At 70.2% G+C, this 14,422-nt stretch carries 15 protein-coding genes; 8 read left to right on the top strand and 7 right to left on the bottom strand.

Translation table 11 applies throughout. From position 1 onward, the window contains the following. Window positions 1-143: 143 nt before the first annotated feature. Both OO70_RS34030 and OO70_RS34035 read right to left on the bottom strand, forming a co-directional pair. The gene (locus tag OO70_RS34030) at window positions 144-1,289 is read right to left on the bottom strand and encodes a GGDEF domain-containing protein (RefSeq protein ID WP_043679892.1); all 1,146 of its coding nucleotides are present in this window, start codon (window positions 1,287-1,289) and stop codon (window positions 144-146) included. Between the two features lie 186 nt (window positions 1,290-1,475). After that, the gene (locus OO70_RS34035) at window positions 1,476-2,270 is read right to left on the bottom strand and encodes an enoyl-CoA hydratase/isomerase family protein (protein WP_043680028.1); all 795 of its coding nucleotides are present in this window, start codon (window positions 2,268-2,270) and stop codon (window positions 1,476-1,478) included. 178 nt (window positions 2,271-2,448) lie between these two features. Between OO70_RS34035 and OO70_RS34040 the strand changes: the two genes are divergently transcribed. Both OO70_RS34040 and OO70_RS34045 read left to right on the top strand, forming a co-directional pair. Further along, window positions 2,449-3,135 carry a hypothetical protein gene (locus tag OO70_RS34040; RefSeq protein WP_234337009.1) on the top strand — a complete coding sequence of 229 codons (687 nt, stop codon included), beginning with the start codon at window positions 2,449-2,451 and terminating at the stop codon, window positions 3,133-3,135. A gap of 51 nt (window positions 3,136-3,186) precedes the next feature. Beyond that, complete coding sequence (locus tag OO70_RS34045; RefSeq protein ID WP_043679895.1) at window positions 3,187-3,621, top strand: ester cyclase; 435 nt, start codon at window positions 3,187-3,189, stop codon at window positions 3,619-3,621. A gap of 15 nt (window positions 3,622-3,636) precedes the next feature. On the opposite strand, the gene OO70_RS34050 is transcribed toward OO70_RS34045, so the two are convergent. Together OO70_RS34050 and OO70_RS34055 are read right to left on the bottom strand one after the other, a co-directional pair. Next, complete coding sequence (locus tag OO70_RS34050; protein WP_043679898.1) at window positions 3,637-4,764, bottom strand: adenylate/guanylate cyclase domain-containing protein; 1,128 nt, start codon at window positions 4,762-4,764, stop codon at window positions 3,637-3,639. A 118-nt stretch (window positions 4,765-4,882) separates the two neighbouring features. Further along, window positions 4,883-5,749, bottom strand: a complete 867-nt coding sequence (locus OO70_RS34055) for a biotin--[acetyl-CoA-carboxylase] ligase (protein ID WP_043679901.1) — start codon at window positions 5,747-5,749, stop codon at window positions 4,883-4,885. A 136-nt stretch (window positions 5,750-5,885) separates the two neighbouring features. Between OO70_RS34055 and OO70_RS34060 the strand changes: the two genes are divergently transcribed. After that, entirely contained in the window at window positions 5,886-7,487 is a 1,602-nt protein-coding gene (locus OO70_RS34060; RefSeq protein WP_043679904.1) for an acyl-CoA carboxylase subunit beta, read from the top strand. 13 nt (window positions 7,488-7,500) lie between these two features. Then, the gene (locus OO70_RS52900) at window positions 7,501-7,710 is read left to right on the top strand and encodes an acyl-CoA carboxylase subunit epsilon (RefSeq protein WP_078651665.1); all 210 of its coding nucleotides are present in this window, start codon (window positions 7,501-7,503) and stop codon (window positions 7,708-7,710) included. An 85-nt stretch (window positions 7,711-7,795) separates the two neighbouring features. Here OO70_RS52900 and OO70_RS34065 read toward each other — a convergent pair whose 3' ends face one another. Continuing rightward, window positions 7,796-8,893 (bottom strand): SGNH/GDSL hydrolase family protein, encoded by a 1,098-nt coding sequence (locus tag OO70_RS34065; protein ID WP_043679907.1) that lies wholly within the window; start codon window positions 8,891-8,893, stop codon window positions 7,796-7,798. A gap of 118 nt (window positions 8,894-9,011) precedes the next feature. Here OO70_RS34065 and mmpB point away from each other — a divergent pair, with 118 nt between their 5' ends. Both mmpB and OO70_RS34070 read left to right on the top strand, forming a co-directional pair. Further along, window positions 9,012-9,143, top strand: coding sequence for a morphogenic membrane protein MmpB (mmpB, locus tag OO70_RS56690; protein ID WP_267881244.1), 132 nt, complete (start codon window positions 9,012-9,014; stop codon window positions 9,141-9,143). A gap of 49 nt (window positions 9,144-9,192) precedes the next feature. Continuing rightward, a complete protein-coding gene (locus OO70_RS34070) occupies window positions 9,193-9,813 on the top strand; it encodes a Maf family protein (protein WP_043679911.1) in 621 nt (206 codons plus the stop codon). Here the strand turns inward: OO70_RS34070 and OO70_RS34075 are convergent, their stop codons facing one another. Then, complete coding sequence (locus OO70_RS34075) at window positions 9,814-10,320, bottom strand: hypothetical protein (RefSeq protein ID WP_043679913.1); 507 nt, start codon at window positions 10,318-10,320, stop codon at window positions 9,814-9,816. It abuts the gene before it with no gap. 369 nt (window positions 10,321-10,689) lie between these two features. Here OO70_RS34075 and OO70_RS34080 point away from each other — a divergent pair, with 369 nt between their 5' ends. Both OO70_RS34080 and OO70_RS34085 read left to right on the top strand, forming a co-directional pair. Further along, window positions 10,690-12,462 (top strand): acetyl/propionyl/methylcrotonyl-CoA carboxylase subunit alpha, encoded by a 1,773-nt coding sequence (locus tag OO70_RS34080; RefSeq protein ID WP_043679916.1) that lies wholly within the window; start codon window positions 10,690-10,692, stop codon window positions 12,460-12,462. A gap of 111 nt (window positions 12,463-12,573) precedes the next feature. Continuing rightward, window positions 12,574-13,149, top strand: coding sequence for a TetR/AcrR family transcriptional regulator (locus OO70_RS34085; RefSeq protein ID WP_043679918.1), 576 nt, complete (start codon window positions 12,574-12,576; stop codon window positions 13,147-13,149). A gap of 160 nt (window positions 13,150-13,309) precedes the next feature. Here the strand turns inward: OO70_RS34085 and OO70_RS34090 are convergent, their stop codons facing one another. Then, window positions 13,310-14,275, bottom strand: a complete 966-nt coding sequence (locus tag OO70_RS34090) for a DeoR/GlpR family DNA-binding transcription regulator (protein WP_078651667.1) — start codon at window positions 14,273-14,275, stop codon at window positions 13,310-13,312. Between the last annotated feature and the right edge of the window lie 147 nt (window positions 14,276-14,422).

The following is a 14,422-nucleotide window of genomic DNA, read 5'->3' on the forward strand; positions in this document are numbered from 1 at the left end:
GGGTGTCCGCCCGCAGCGGTTGGCGCGTCAACACCGCCACATTCTTGAGAGACCGATTCCGCGCCGTTCCGAGGACGGATACCCCCCGACGCGGCCCCGACCCACAACGAATCCGCAGGCGACCCACCACGCACCCGCACCCCTCACGCCCGCCGCCCCCGGAACCGCCGCCGCTCGGCAGGCATCTCCGGCGTAGGCGAGTCGGCAAGCCGCACCACAGGATCATCCGGTCCATCGCGCCCGGCGACCACCGGCCGGTCCGCACGCAGCGCCTTCGCCCGATACTGAGCAGCGTCCGCAAGCCGGAACAACCGACGGCCGGACCGAACCACCCCGATCGGATCCTCGGTCGAAGCGACACCGCAGGCGACCCCCTCCCCCAGTTCCAACTCGGCGGCACGGCGGCACAGTTCACCCGCCGCGTCGACCACCTCATCGGCAGGCGGCCCGACCGCAAGCAGACAGAACTCGTCCCCACCCAGCCGGGCAGCAAGCGCCCCCGGCAGCATCGCCCCGCACAACGACAACACCGAACCGAACCGCTCAAGAAGCCGATCCCCCACGGCATGCCCCCGGGTGTCATTGACGCGCTTGAGCCCATTCAGATCGCAGACGACAAGACTGACGACGACCCCGTCACGCCGATGCCGTTCGACCGCCTCGTCGAGCCGTACATCCACGGCCCGCCGATTGGCGAGCCCGGTGAGCGCGTCCGTGAAGGCCAACCGCCGCGCCTCCTCCAGCCGCTCGGTCTGGGCGATCCCGGCCGCGACGACGGAGGCCAGCACGGTCGCGAAATCGGCGTCCCCCCGGTCGAACACGGCCGCACCGACCGGCCGCGCCACATACAGCTCCCCCCACGCCCGCCCATGCAGCACGATCGGGGCGACCACACAACATCCGCGCCTACGACGCCGTAGAGCGGCCACGCGCTGGTGGCAGTAGCCGGGGCTGCCCGCGGCCGGGCCCTCGGCGGTCTCGACCCAGGCGTTGGGCTCGCCGCCGCCGGCCCACCGCTCGTGCAGGAACTCGGTGATCTCGGGGAACTGGTGCACGGGATAGGTCTCGCCGTCCGGGAACTCCTCCTCGCCCTCGGCCCGCTCCCCCACGTTCACCAGGACCCGCAGCCGCCCCAGCTCCCGCTCCCACACCGACAGCGCGGCGAAACTCCCGTCCAGCGCCCGGCACGCGCCGGACGCCGCGGCCCGCCAGGACTCACGCGGGGTGTGTGCCGCCGCCATCCCCTGCGCCAGCTCCACCACGGCCGCCAGCCGCCTGTCCTCACCCATCACTCCAGGCTAGGGAGGTTTGGTGCATACCGGGACATTGATGCGGCGAACAGGTGTCATGAACCTTGGGTTGTCTGTCGGGTGCGGGTCCGGTGGGGGCTGGTCGCGCCCACGCGGCGGAGCCGCACATGTCACAGCCCCGCGCCCCCAGGGGGTTGGTGCTGGGCGTGTTGGCAGGTGGGCCCCCTACTCCCCCGGCCACTCCGGTGTCCGCTTCTCGTTGAACGCCGCGACGCCCTCCGCCCGGTCCCCCGAGAACGCCACCGACCGCCACGCCGCGTCCTCGACCTCGAGGCCCGCGCGCAGATCCAGCCCGTGCCCCAGCCGCAGCGCCCGCTTGGCCGCGCGCAGCCCGACGGGCGAGTTCGCGGCGATGCGCGCGCCCAACGCCAGCGCCTCCTCACGGTCCTGGCCGGCCTCCACCAGGACGTCCACCAGACCGAGCCCCGCCGCCTCGGCCGCCTCCAACCGCCGCGCGGTGAAGATCAGTTCGGCCGCGCGGGCGGCGCCCACCCGGCGGGGCAGCAACTGCGTACCGCCGCCTCCCGGGATCACGCCCACCGACACCTCGGGCAACCCCACCACGGCCGTACCGTCCGCCACGATCAGGTCGCAGGACAGGGCAAGTTCGAAGCCGCCGCCGAGCGCGAACCCGTGCACGGCGGCGATCGTCGGCATCGGGAGTTCCAGGACACCGGTGTACGCGCCACGCGCGACCGGCCGCTGCCGTACAAGCTCCGCGTCACTCAACGAGTTGCGTTCCTTCAGGTCCGCCCCGACACAGAACGCCCGCTCGTGCGACGAGGTCACGACGGTCACGCGTACGTCCCGGTCCGCCGCCAGTGCCGCACAGGCCGCGGCGATGGACCCGGCCATAGCGGTGGAGACGGCGTTCATGGCCTTGGGCCGGTCCAGGACGAGTTCCGCGACGTACCCGTGCCGCCGCACCAGCACGAACTCCCCGAACCGCGCCTCGGACAGCTCCTCGCTCATGACACCCTCCTGGTTAACGTGGGTTAACAGAACTCGCCCCGATCATCGCACGGGCCTTCCCCGTTCGGGTGACATCCCGCCCAACTCCCGCCGCACCGCCCGTAGAAGCGCATAACGTGCGTCCGCCACGGCACAGGGGGCGACAGTGCATCGGGGAGGGATCGTCATGACCACCACGACGATGGAGCGGGCGGAAGAGACCACGGACGTGGACATGAAGGTGGACGTGGACGTGGACATGGCGCCGCTCCGCCCCAAGGCTCCCCGCGGCCGGCACCGCCGCCCCCGCCCCCGCAAGGTCCTGCTCGCGTTCGGCGGGCTCGCCGTGGCCGCCGGTGTGCTGAGCCTCGTACGACTGACGCCCGAGTCGGGAGTCGGCGGAGTGGGCACGGCGGAGGCGGACCCCCGCCAGGACACGGACACCGGCACCGGCACCGGCACCGGCGACGGCACCGACCGTTCGGCCAACGCGGCCGCCACGATCAGCGCCGACCCGACGGCGATGCCGATCCCCTCCGCGACCTCGGTGATGGGCGGCCCGAGCGCGACTCCGACGGCGACCACGACCTCCGGGGTCGTACCGACTCCGTACGCGACGGCGGCGCAGGCACCCGGGGCCACGACCCCGACGACCATCCCCGAGACGACGACGGCGCCGGACACACCACAGCCCCAGGCACCGGCCGCACGCTCGACGCCGACTCCGACGCCCACGTCCGCACCGACACCCACCGCCACGCCCACGCCCACCCCGAGCCGGACCGCCAACTCCCCCGCCCCCGCGCCGAGTCGGCCGGGTCTGTGCGTGCCGATCATCGGACTCTGCGTGGACTCACTGACCCACCACAACTGAGCAGAGAGCGCCCGGTTTGTGTCGTTTTATGGACGGCGCGAGACTGAAAGCATGAACACCTCAGAGACCACCCTCACCCAGAACAAGGACCTTGTGCACGCGTTCATCGACGCGCTGTTCACCAAGGGCGACCTCGGCGCGGTCGACGAGTACCTCGCCGAGGACTTCGTCGACCACGACCCTCCGTTCAACGGGCCCGGCGACCGCGAAGGCTTCCGCTCCGCCGGCGCGTTGTTCCGGGAGGCATGTCCCGACTGGCACAGCGAGCCGGACCTGATGATCGCCGAGGACGATCTGGTCGTCGAGCACTTCACCGCCGGCGGGACGCAGCGCGGGGAGCTGCTCGGGGTGCCGGCCCCGGCCGAAGGCCGCCCCTTGACCCTGCACGGAACCAACATCTTCAGGGTCCGGGACGGACGCATCGTCGAGCGGTGGAACCGGCCCGACGAACTCGGCATCCTGCGCCAGCTGGGGATCGCCCCGTAGAAGACGCTCCGAGAACTACGCCGGTGTCGAGTGCCGGCGGGTCAGCAGCCAGGGTTCGACCACGCCGAGGCCGCGCACCGGCCGCTGCCACATCGGCTGGAGTGCGAAGCGGTACGTGGGCGGTTCCTCGCCCTCCTTCTCGGCGGTGGCCGCGGCTTCGGCCGCTTCCGCCTCGGAGGCGGGGGCCTCGCCGCTGCGGATGAGTTCCTCGGCGAAGGCGCTGTCGACGAGGACGGCGTCGCGAGGAGCTATCGAGGTGAGCCGGGAGGCGAGGTTGACCGTCGTGCCGAAGACGTCGCCCATGCGGGTCGTCACCGTGCCGAAGGCCATGCCGACGCGGAGTTCGGGCATGGTCTCGTCGTTCGCCATGGTCTCGATCAGGAGCAGGGCGATCTCGGCGGCCACTCCGGCGTCGTCCGCGGAGTAGAGGACCTCGTCGCCCAGGGTCTTGATGAGCCGGCCGCCGCGCGCGGCGACCAGGTCGGCGGCGGTGGTCTCGAAGGCCTCGACGAGCTCGCCGAGTTCCTCCTCCTCCATGCGGCGGGTCAGGCGCGTGAAGCCGACGAGGTCGGCGAAGCCGACGGCGAGGCGCCGGTCGACCATCTCCTCGTCGTCGCCGGCCTGCACGACCCGGCCGGCCGAGGCGGCGAGCTGGCGCCGCCAGACGTAGACGAGGAACTCCTCCAGCTCGGGCAGCAGCAGCTCGATGATCGGGTACGTCACCTCGGTGCGGGACATGCCCGGCTCCGGCGGCTCGGTGAGGCCCTCCAGGAACGAGTCCATCTGCCAGCCGGCCAGCCGGGCGGTGGTCTGCCCGGTGGAGCGGGCCACCTGCACGGCCATCGCCTCGCTCAGCAGCCCCGCCTCGACGAGACCGGCGAGGCGCCGCAGCGCGAGGACGTCCGCCTCGGTGAACGCCTTGGCCTGGCCCACGTCGGCGAAGCCCATGGCCCGCCAGAACCGCGTGGCCAGCTCCATGGAGACGCCGGCGGTGCGGGCGGCCTGAAAGGGGGTGTAGCGGCGCTCGGCGCCCAGGATGAGCCCTTCGAGGCGCAGCGCGAGGGGGTCTTCGCCTGGATCTGCGGCATCGGGTTCCACCCGGCCGTCCGCGTCCGCGCCGGAGCCCGTGTCGTCGACGGTCACGCCTGCTGCCCTTCCGATCTGCCACGGTCAGGTATCGACCGGGCCCAATGCTACGGCAGGTGTGGGCCAGCTCACTCCGTGAGTCACACGGACATCATGGCCGCAAGGGCGGTCGGGGTCACGCAGGGCGCAGGTGCACGATGTCGCCCGCCCCTACGGGCTCCTGCACGCCGTCCTCCGTCGCGAGCACCAGCCGCCCGTCCCCGTCGATCGCGACGGCCTCTCCGGTGATCGACCGGTCTCCGGGCAGTTCGGCCCGTACGACCCGGCCGAGCGTGGCGCAGCCGGCCGCGTAGGTCTCCTGGAGGCCGCTCGCCACCGGGTCCCCGCCCGCCGTACGCCACTTGTCGTACCACTGCTCCAGGGACCGCAGCACGGCCCGCAGCAAGGGGTCGCGGTCCGTGGTGACCGCCCCGGCCAGGGCCAGGGAGCCCGCCTGCGGCACGGGCAGCTCGTCCTCGCGCAGGGTGACGTTGATGCCGACGCCGATGATCACGGCGTCGTCCCCGGCACGTTCGGCGAGGATGCCGCCGGCCTTGCGCTCCTCGCCACCGACAGTGACCAGGAGGTCGTTGGGCCACTTGAGTGCCGTGTCGACACCGGCCGACCGGGACAGCCCCGTCGCGACGGCGACACCGGTGAGCAACGGGAGCCAGCCCCAGCGGGCCACGGGAACGTCACTCGGCTCCAGCAGGACGGAGAAGAAGAGTCCGGAACGCGCGGGTGCCGTCCACTGCCGGTCGAGCCGCCCGCGCCCGGAGGTCTGCTCCTCGGCGACGAGCACGGCACCCTCAGCGGCCTTGCCGGGGGCGGCCAGAGCGACGAGGTCGGAGTTGGTGGAACCGGTGCGCTGCACGACCTCCACGCCGGTCCACAGCCCGCCCTCCCGCACGAGTCCGCGGCGCAACGCGTCGGGGTTGAGGGGAGGCCGTTCAAGATCGGACCACCGGCTGCTGTTCGCGTCTGATGCATCTCGCGGCGTCATGCAAGCCACCCTAGGTGTGTGTCGTGCAAGCCACCCAAGGTGTGTTGTACGCCGCACTGCCGATCGGTAGGCCCGCCACTACTCTACGGATGAGTAACCCGTCCCCCTTTTGAGCAGGCAGGGAGCCGCAATCCCGATGTCCGAGCCGGAAGCGCCTCAAGAGATCGACATTCACACGACCGCCGGGAAGATCGCGGATCTTCAGCGCCGTATCCAGGAAGCGACGCACGCCGGCTCGGCACGTGCGGTCGAAAAGCAGCACGCCAAGGGCAAGTTGACGGCCCGTGAGCGGATCGACCTGCTCCTGGACGAGGGCTCTTTCGTCGAGTTCGACGAGTTGACCCGGCACCGGTCCACGGACTTCGGCCTGGAGAAGAACCGCCCCTACGGCGACGGAGTCGTCTCCGGCTACGGCACGGTCGACGGCCGCCCCGTCGCGGTCTTCTCCCAGGACTTCACCGTCTTCGGCGGCGCCCTCGGCGAGGTCTACGGCCAGAAGATCGTCAAGGTCATGGACTTCGCGCTGAAGACCGGCTGTCCGGTCATCGGCATCAACGACTCCGGCGGCGCCCGCATCCAGGAGGGCGTGGCCTCCCTCGGCGCGTACGGCGAGATCTTCCGCCGCAACACGCACGCGAGCGGTGTGATCCCGCAGATCAGCCTGGTCGTGGGCCCGTGCGCGGGCGGCGCGGTGTACTCCCCCGCGATCACCGACTTCACGGTGATGGTCGACCAGACCTCGCACATGTTCATCACCGGCCCGGACGTCATCAAGACGGTCACGGGCGAGGACGTGGGCTTCGAGGAGCTGGGCGGCGCGCGCACCCACAACTCGGTGTCGGGCGTGGCCCACCACATGGCGGGCGACGAGAAGGACGCGATCGAGTACGTCAAGCAACTGCTGTCCTACCTCCCGTCCAACAACCTCAGCGAACCCCCGGCGTTCCCCGAGGAGGCGGACCTCACCACCACGGACGAGGACCGCGAGCTGGACACGCTGGTCCCGGACAGCGCGAACCAGCCGTACGACATGCACACGGTGATCGAACACGTCCTGGACGACGCGGAGTTCTTCGAGACCCAGCCACTCTTCGCGCCGAACATCCTCACCGGTTTCGGCCGGGTGGAGGGCCGCCCGGTAGGCATCGTCGCGAACCAGCCCATGCAGTTCGCGGGTTGCCTGGACATCGACGCGTCCGAGAAGGCGGCCCGCTTCGTCCGCACCTGCGACGCCTTCAACGTCCCGGTCATCACCTTCGTGGACGTCCCCGGCTTCCTCCCCGGGGTCGACCAGGAGCACTACGGCATCATCCGCCGAGGCGCGAAACTGATCTACGCCTACGCCGAGGCAACGGTCCCCCTCATCACGGTGATCACCCGCAAGGCCTTCGGTGGCGCCTACGACGTCATGGGCTCCAAGCACCTCGGCGCCGACCTCAACCTCGCCTGGCCGACCGCCCAGATCGCCGTCATGGGCGCCCAGGGCGCGGTCAACATCCTGCACCGCCGCACGATCGCCGAGGCCGAGGCAGCCGGCGACCTGGACGCGACCCGGGCCCGCCTGATCCAGGAGTACGAGGACGCCCTCCTCAACCCCTACATCGCGGCCGAACGCGGCTACATCGACGCGGTCATCCTCCCCTCGGACACCCGCCGCCACGTAGTAAGGGGCCTACGCCAACTCCGCACCAAGCGCGAGTCCCTGCCCCCCAAGAAGCACGGCAACATCCCCCTGTAGAGGAGCGGCCGCCATGAACATCAAGGTAGTCAGGGGCAACCCGACCCCCGAGGAGTTGGCCGCCACCTTGGCGGTGGTCAGGGCCCGCGCCGCGGCGGCAGCAACAACACCGCCTGGCGCACCGAGGTCGCGCGACGCGTGGTCCGACCCGTCACGCATTGCGGGCGCGAGGCTCCCCCACCCGGGGCCAACTGCATGGACCCGCACTTTCTGGCCCGGCTAGGGATCAGCGCCCCTTAAGGGGCGCGGGGCTGTATCAATTTGCGGCTCCGCCGCGTGGGCGCGACCAGCCACAACGGACCCGCACCCTACAAACAACGCAAGACAGCCTCAGCCATCACCCCGTACCCCTCGTCATTGGGGTGCAGCTGATCCCCAAAGTCATACGCCGGGTGCAGCCGATCCGAGTCATCCGGATCGGCCATCACCCGATTCAGATCAACAACCCCATCAAACTCCCCGGAACAACGAACCCACTCGTTGACCTCATGGCTCACCTTCGCCGCCCGCTCCCCCCAGTGATCCGACCCCCCGAACGGCAACAAGGTCCCCCCGATCACGGTGAGTCCACGAGCCTGCCGTATCAACTCCCGGTACCCAGCGATGACTTCACCCGCAGAAACCACCGGCGCCGGCTTATACGTAGGCTGCGCATCCGTCTCACTGAACCCGATGTCGTTCAGCCCCAGCAACACGACAAGCGTGGACACCCCAGGCCGGTCGAGCACATCACGCCGTAGCCGACGAACCCCCTTCTCCCCGTACCACGCGGAGTCGTTGAGCAGCAGATTCCCCCCGATCCCGGCATTCAGCACAGGCCGCCCCGTCCGCTCGGCCAACGCGTCCGACCACCGCCGATCGGCCCCCGGCGTAGACCCGAACCCGTCGGTGATGGAGTCACCGAAAAGAGCGATCCCGTCCGCACGCCCGGAGTCGGTCTCGACGGCGGACAGGAAGTACCAGGACTCACTGGACTCCGTGAACCCGTCCCCGTCCTCGTCCAGCAGACACCCCGCACCCCGGTAACTGGTAGCGAACGCCTGCGCATGGAAGGTCGCCGGCCCGGTAGCCGTGTCGAAATACAGCGTGACGACCACCGACTCCCCTGCCGCTACGGCGAGTTGGACCGAGTCACTCACCAACTCCCCGCGTGCAGGCATCTCCCCCTCCGCCGAGCCCTCGAAGGCGAGCCGCACCACAACCCCATCGGCGGCCACAGAGCCCGCAGCGATCCGCACCGGCGAGGTCCCGTACGCGTTCGAGAACCGCACCCGCACCCTCCCGCCCCCCGCCGTCAGCCGCACGACCTGCCGTACGGACTGACGCCAGAAGCCCTCGCGGGACCAGTTCGGGGTGAAGCCTTCGCTGGGGAGCTGGGGTGACGCGGTCCAGGCAGTGGTGAACATGGCACACCTTCCAAAAGGAACCTTGGTTCCATTAGGCTAACGGAACCACAGACCCTTTTGGAAGAGTTGAGTACGCGTACTCAGGCGCCCTCGCCCAAATCACCGCAAGCTCGGAAGCATGCTGTGGTCCGACCCCGACAACGAGCCTCCCGAGGAACTGCGGGAGATGCAGGTCATGTTGCGGCGGCTCGGAATCCTCATGGCACTCGCGATGGTGCTGGCGATGATCGTGATCGGACTCTCGGGCTGAACTGTCGGGCTGACATGAGCGGCCAGGACCACGCCGATACCCTGGGCGCATGACAGATCAGCCGCGCCGCCGACTCGTGCTCGCCTCCCAGTCCCCCGCCCGGCTGGGCCTGCTGCGCCAGGCCGGACTCGACCCCGAGGTGATCGTGAGCGGAGTGGACGAGGACGCCGTCAGCGCCCCCACCCCGGCCGATCTGGCGCTCGCGCTCGCCGAGGCGAAGGCCTCCGTCGTCGCCGCGAAGCCCGAGGTCAAGGGCGCGCTGGTGATCGGCTGCGACTCGGTGCTCGACCTGGACGGCGAGGCCCTCGGCAAGCCCGCCGACGCCGAGGAGGCCACCGCTCGTTGGAAGTCGATGCGCGGCCGGGCGGGCACACTCCAGACCGGCCACTGCGTCTACGACACGACGAGCGGCCGGTATGTCTCGGCCACCGCGTCCACCGTCGTCCGCTTCGGCGAGCCGACCGACGCCGAGGTCGCGGCGTACGTCGCCTCGGGCGAACCCCTTTACGTAGCCGGGGCGTTCACACTCGACGGGCGCTCGGCGCCGTTCATCGAGGGCATCGACGGCGACCACGGCAACGTGATCGGCATCAGCCTGCCGCTCGTTCGGCGACTGCTGGCCGAACTGGGCGTAGGGATCACGGAGTTGTGGACACCCCGAGAGGGATGATCAGGAGGGGCTGGGAGCCGCCGGCGGGGTGATCGGCGCCGGGCTCCTGTCACCCGTGTCGCCCTTGTCCCCCTCACCACCCTCGGGTTCCTTGGGACCGCCGTCCGCCGGTACCGCGCCGGAGGGGCCCTCGTGGCGGTCGTAGGTCATCAGGAGCAGGACGACCAGGGCGAGGACCACCACCATGAACACGAACGCGCCCGGGCCCACCAGGCCCCACGCGAACGCGCCCAGCAGGGCGTGCACCACGGCCACGCTGATCAGCAGGATGCGGCCGAAGCCGGCCGGGGCGCGGTCGCGCAGGGCGACGAGCAGAGCGACCAGGCCGCACAGGGCGAAGTAGAGACCGAAGACGACTCCGCCGGCCTTCGAGGACACGGACATCGCGTCCGGGTCGAGCCCGGCCAGGGACATCTGCTGACGGTCGACGACGATCCCGAGGAACCAGTTCAGCGCGGCTACGCCGAAGGCCTCCACGAAGAGGACGATCGCCAAGATCCATGCCACCGGCCTGCGGACCACCGGCCCCCACCCACTTCCGCCGTTACCCCAAGTACGTTCGAGACACCCCGAACGCTACTAACGGGTAAACCGCGGGACAAGGGTTGTGATGGGGGCAAAGAATCATTGGGCCATTCGTAGGGACTCCACAAAGAAACGGCGTGGCGCGCGGCACGCTCTCACAGAGACCTTGACCACACCGGAGGGCTAGGGTTTTACGGAGGAGTCCTGCGTACCGAGGTGCGACAAGGGATTTCGCGGGTCGAGCGGGCCTCGCATCACGCTCCGTGTGGGCAAGCTCACCACTGGGGACGGGTCGATGCGTCGTGTCGGCAGTCCCTAAACTCGGCTTGTTTCAAGGAGGGAGCCTCAATCGTGCGCAAGGTGCTCATCGCCAATCGTGGCGAAATCGCTGTCCGCGTAGCCCGGGCCTGCCGGGACGCCGGGATCGCGAGCGTGGCCGTATACGCCGACCCGGACCGGGACGCTCTGCATGTCCGCGCCGCGGATGAGGCGTTCGCCCTGGGCGGTGACACACCGGCGAGCAGTTACCTGGACATCGGCAAGGTCCTCAACGCGGCCCGCGAGTCCGGTGCCGACGCCATCCACCCCGGTTACGGATTCCTGTCGGAGAACGCCGAGTTCGCCCAGGCGGTCCTCGACGCGGACCTGATCTGGATCGGCCCGCCGCCGCAGGCGATCCGCGACCTCGGTGACAAGGTCGCCGCCCGGCACATCGCCCAGCGCGCCGGTGCCCCGCTGGTGGCCGGCACGCCGGACCCCGTCTCCGGTTCGGACGAGGTCGTCGCGTTCGCCGAGCAGCACGGGCTGCCCATCGCGATCAAGGCCGCCTTCGGTGGCGGCGGTCGCGGTCTGAAGGTGGCCCGCACGCTCGAAGAGGTTCCCGAGCTGTACGACTCCGCGGTCCGCGAGGCCGTCGCCGCGTTCGGCCGCGGCGAGTGCTTCGTCGAGCGCTACCTGGACAAGCCCCGGCACGTGGAGACCCAGTGCCTGGCCGACTCCCACGGCAACGTGGTCGTCGTCTCGACGCGTGACTGCTCCCTCCAGCGCCGCCACCAGAAGCTCGTCGAGGAGGCGCCTGCGCCGTTCCTCTCCGACGACCAGGTCGCCGAGCTGTACGCCTCCTCGAAGGCGATCCTCAAGGAGGCCGGCTATGTCGGCGCCGGGACCGTCGAGTTCCTCGTCGGCCAGGACGGCACGATCTCCTTCCTGGAGGTCAACACCCGCCTCCAGGTGGAGCACCCGGTCACCGAGGAGGTCGCCGGCATCGACCTCGTCCGCGAGATGTTCCGCATCGCCGACGGCGAGGAACTCGGCTACGGCGACCCCGAACTGCGCGGCCACTCCTTCGAGTTCCGCATCAACGGCGAGGACCCGGGCCGCGGCTTCCTGCCCGCGCCCGGCACCGTCACCACGTTCGCCGCGCCGTCAGGACCGGGTGTCCGCCTGGACGCCGGTGTCGAGTCGGGCTCGGTCATCGGCCCCGCGTGGGACTCGCTGCTCGCCAAGCTGATCGTCACCGGCGCGACCCGCGAGCAGGCACTCCAGCGTGCCGCGCGTGCGCTGGACGAGTTCCAGGTCGAGGGCATGGCCACCGCGATCCCGTTCCACCGCGCGGTGGTGAGGGACCCGGCGTTCGCCCCCGAACTCACCGGCAGCCAGGACCCGTTCACGGTCCACACCCGCTGGATCGAGACCGAGTTCGTCAACGACATCAAGCCCTTCGCGGCCCCCACGGACGCCGAGGCGGACGAGGACACCGACCGCGAGACGATCGTCGTCGAGGTCGGCGGCAAGCGCCTGGAGGTCTCCCTCCCGGTCTCGCTCGGCATGTCGCTGGCCCGCACCGGCCTCGCGGCGGGCGCCAAGCCCAAGCGCCGGGCGGCCAAGAAGTCCGGCCCGGTCGCGTCCGGCGACACCCTCGCCTCGCCGATGCAGGGCACGATCGTCAAGGTCGCGGTCGAGGAGGGCCAGGAGGTCAAGGAGGGCGACCTCATCGTCGTACTCGAGGCCATGAAGATGGAACAGCCCCTGAACGCGCACAAGTCCGGCACGATCAAGGGTCTCGGCGCGGAGGTCGGTGCGTCCATCACGTCCGGCGCGGCGATCTGCGAGATCAAGGACTGACCCCACCGCACGTCGAGAGGTGCCCGGCGGACAGGAACAACCTGTCCGCCGGGCACCTCTGTAATGTGGCGGAACAACGCCGTATCGCGCCGAGGAGGGCAGGTGGGACCCATGGCCGAGACAGCCAGGCCGCCGGCGGGCCTGCGTGCCGACGCCCGCCGCAACTACGAGCGGCTGCTGGCCGAGGCCCGCGTGTGCTTCGCGGCGCACGGTACGGACGCGTCCCTGGAGGACGTGGCCCGTCGTGCGGGCGTCGGCATCGGCACGCTGTATCGCCACTTCCCGAACCGGCAGTCCCTGATGAGCGCGGTCTTCGAGGACGCGGTGGGCGAACTCCTCGCGCGCTCAAGGGAGTTGCTCTCCGCCCCGCAGCCGTGTGCGGCCCTGGTGACCTGGTTGCGCGAGATGGTGACCCACGCGAGCGAGTACCGGGGGCTGTCACGGGCCTTGATGGCGGTTACGTACGACGACACGTCGGCGTTGGCCCGGTGCAGTGGTCCTATTCGGGAGGCCGGGGGTGCGTTGCTCTGCCGAGCGCAGGCCGCCGGTGACGTGCGTGGTGATGTGGAGATCGGCGACCTGCTTCAGTTGACCCATGCGATCGCGTTGGCGGCCGAGGGGAACCCTGGGGATCCTGAACTGGCTGACAGGTTGCTGACGTTGACGTTGCGCGGGTTGAAGCCGTAGCTCTGGTTCGATTTTCGGGTGCAGGCCGGTGGGGGCTGGTCGCGCAGTTCCCCGCGCCCCTTAAAAGCACCTGGGCTGGTCCGGCTTTTAGGGGCGCGGGGAACTGCGCGACCAGCCACGACGGCGCCGCAGCCGAAAACCGCACCCGCCACCGATGCGATCAACGCCTCCGCAAATCCGCCACCCTCGCCGCACGCTCCCGCTCCGGCGACTCCCCGCCCAACACCCCCGCCGCACGCAACCCCGGCCCCCCACCCGGCACTTGACCCCGTCGCGGAGCCGGAAGGGGCACGTCCCGGCGGCGTTGTTCCCGCGTCGGGGCCTGTTCACCCCCCTGGGTTCCCGAACCGCCGGCCACGGCGATCTGCACCCCCTGGTCGGCCAGCGCCTGCAACTCCGTGGCGGCGCGGTCGTCGTGGCCCGGGGGCTCGTCGGTGACGAGGCGGGTGATCACGTCCGTGGGCACGGTCTGGAACATCGTGTCCGTACCGAGCTTGGTGTGGTCGGCGAGGACGACGACCTCGGCGGCCGCCTGGACGAGGGCCCGGTCGACGGAGGCCGAGAGCATGTTGGACGTGGACAGCCCGCGCTCGGCGGTGAGCCCGCTTCCGGAGAGGAAGGCCCGGGAGACGCGCAGACCCTGGAGGGACTGCTCGGCCCCGCTGCCCACCAGCGCGTAGTTGGAGCCGCGCAGGGTGCCGCCGGTCATCACGACCTCCACGCGGTTGGCATGGGCCAACGCCTGGGCCACCAGAAGGGAGTTGGTGACTACGGTCAGGCCGGGTACCCGGGCGAGCCGGCGGGCCAGTTCCTGTGTGGTGGTACCCGCCCCTACCACGATCGCTTCGCCTTCTTCGACGAAGCTCGCGGCGAGATCGGCGATGGCCGTCTTCTCGGCGGTCGCGAGATGCGATTTCTGCGGAAAGCCGGACTCCCGCGTGAACCCGCCCGGCAATACCGCACCGCCGTGTCGGCGGTCGAGGAGTCCTTCTGCCTCCAGTGCGCGCACGTCCCGCCGTACGGTCACTTCTGAGGTCTGGACGACGCGGGCGAGCTCACGGAGCGATACGGCCCCATTCGCTCGCACCATTTCGAGGATCAATTGGCGACGTTCTGCAGCGAACACGAAACTGACAGTAACCCCAACGACCGTCTGCTTTCAGCTGTTTGCGGTGAATAGCAGAAGTTGTTCGCACACGGAGGCGAGAAGTGGTATAGGGCTTAGTCGCGCCGCCTATGCCGTACGAATGGGCGGCAACTCCCCGTGACCAGC

The organism is Streptomyces xylophagus (genome assembly GCF_000716435.1).
Lineage (GTDB): Bacteria > Actinomycetota > Actinomycetes > Streptomycetales > Streptomycetaceae > Streptomyces > Streptomyces xylophagus.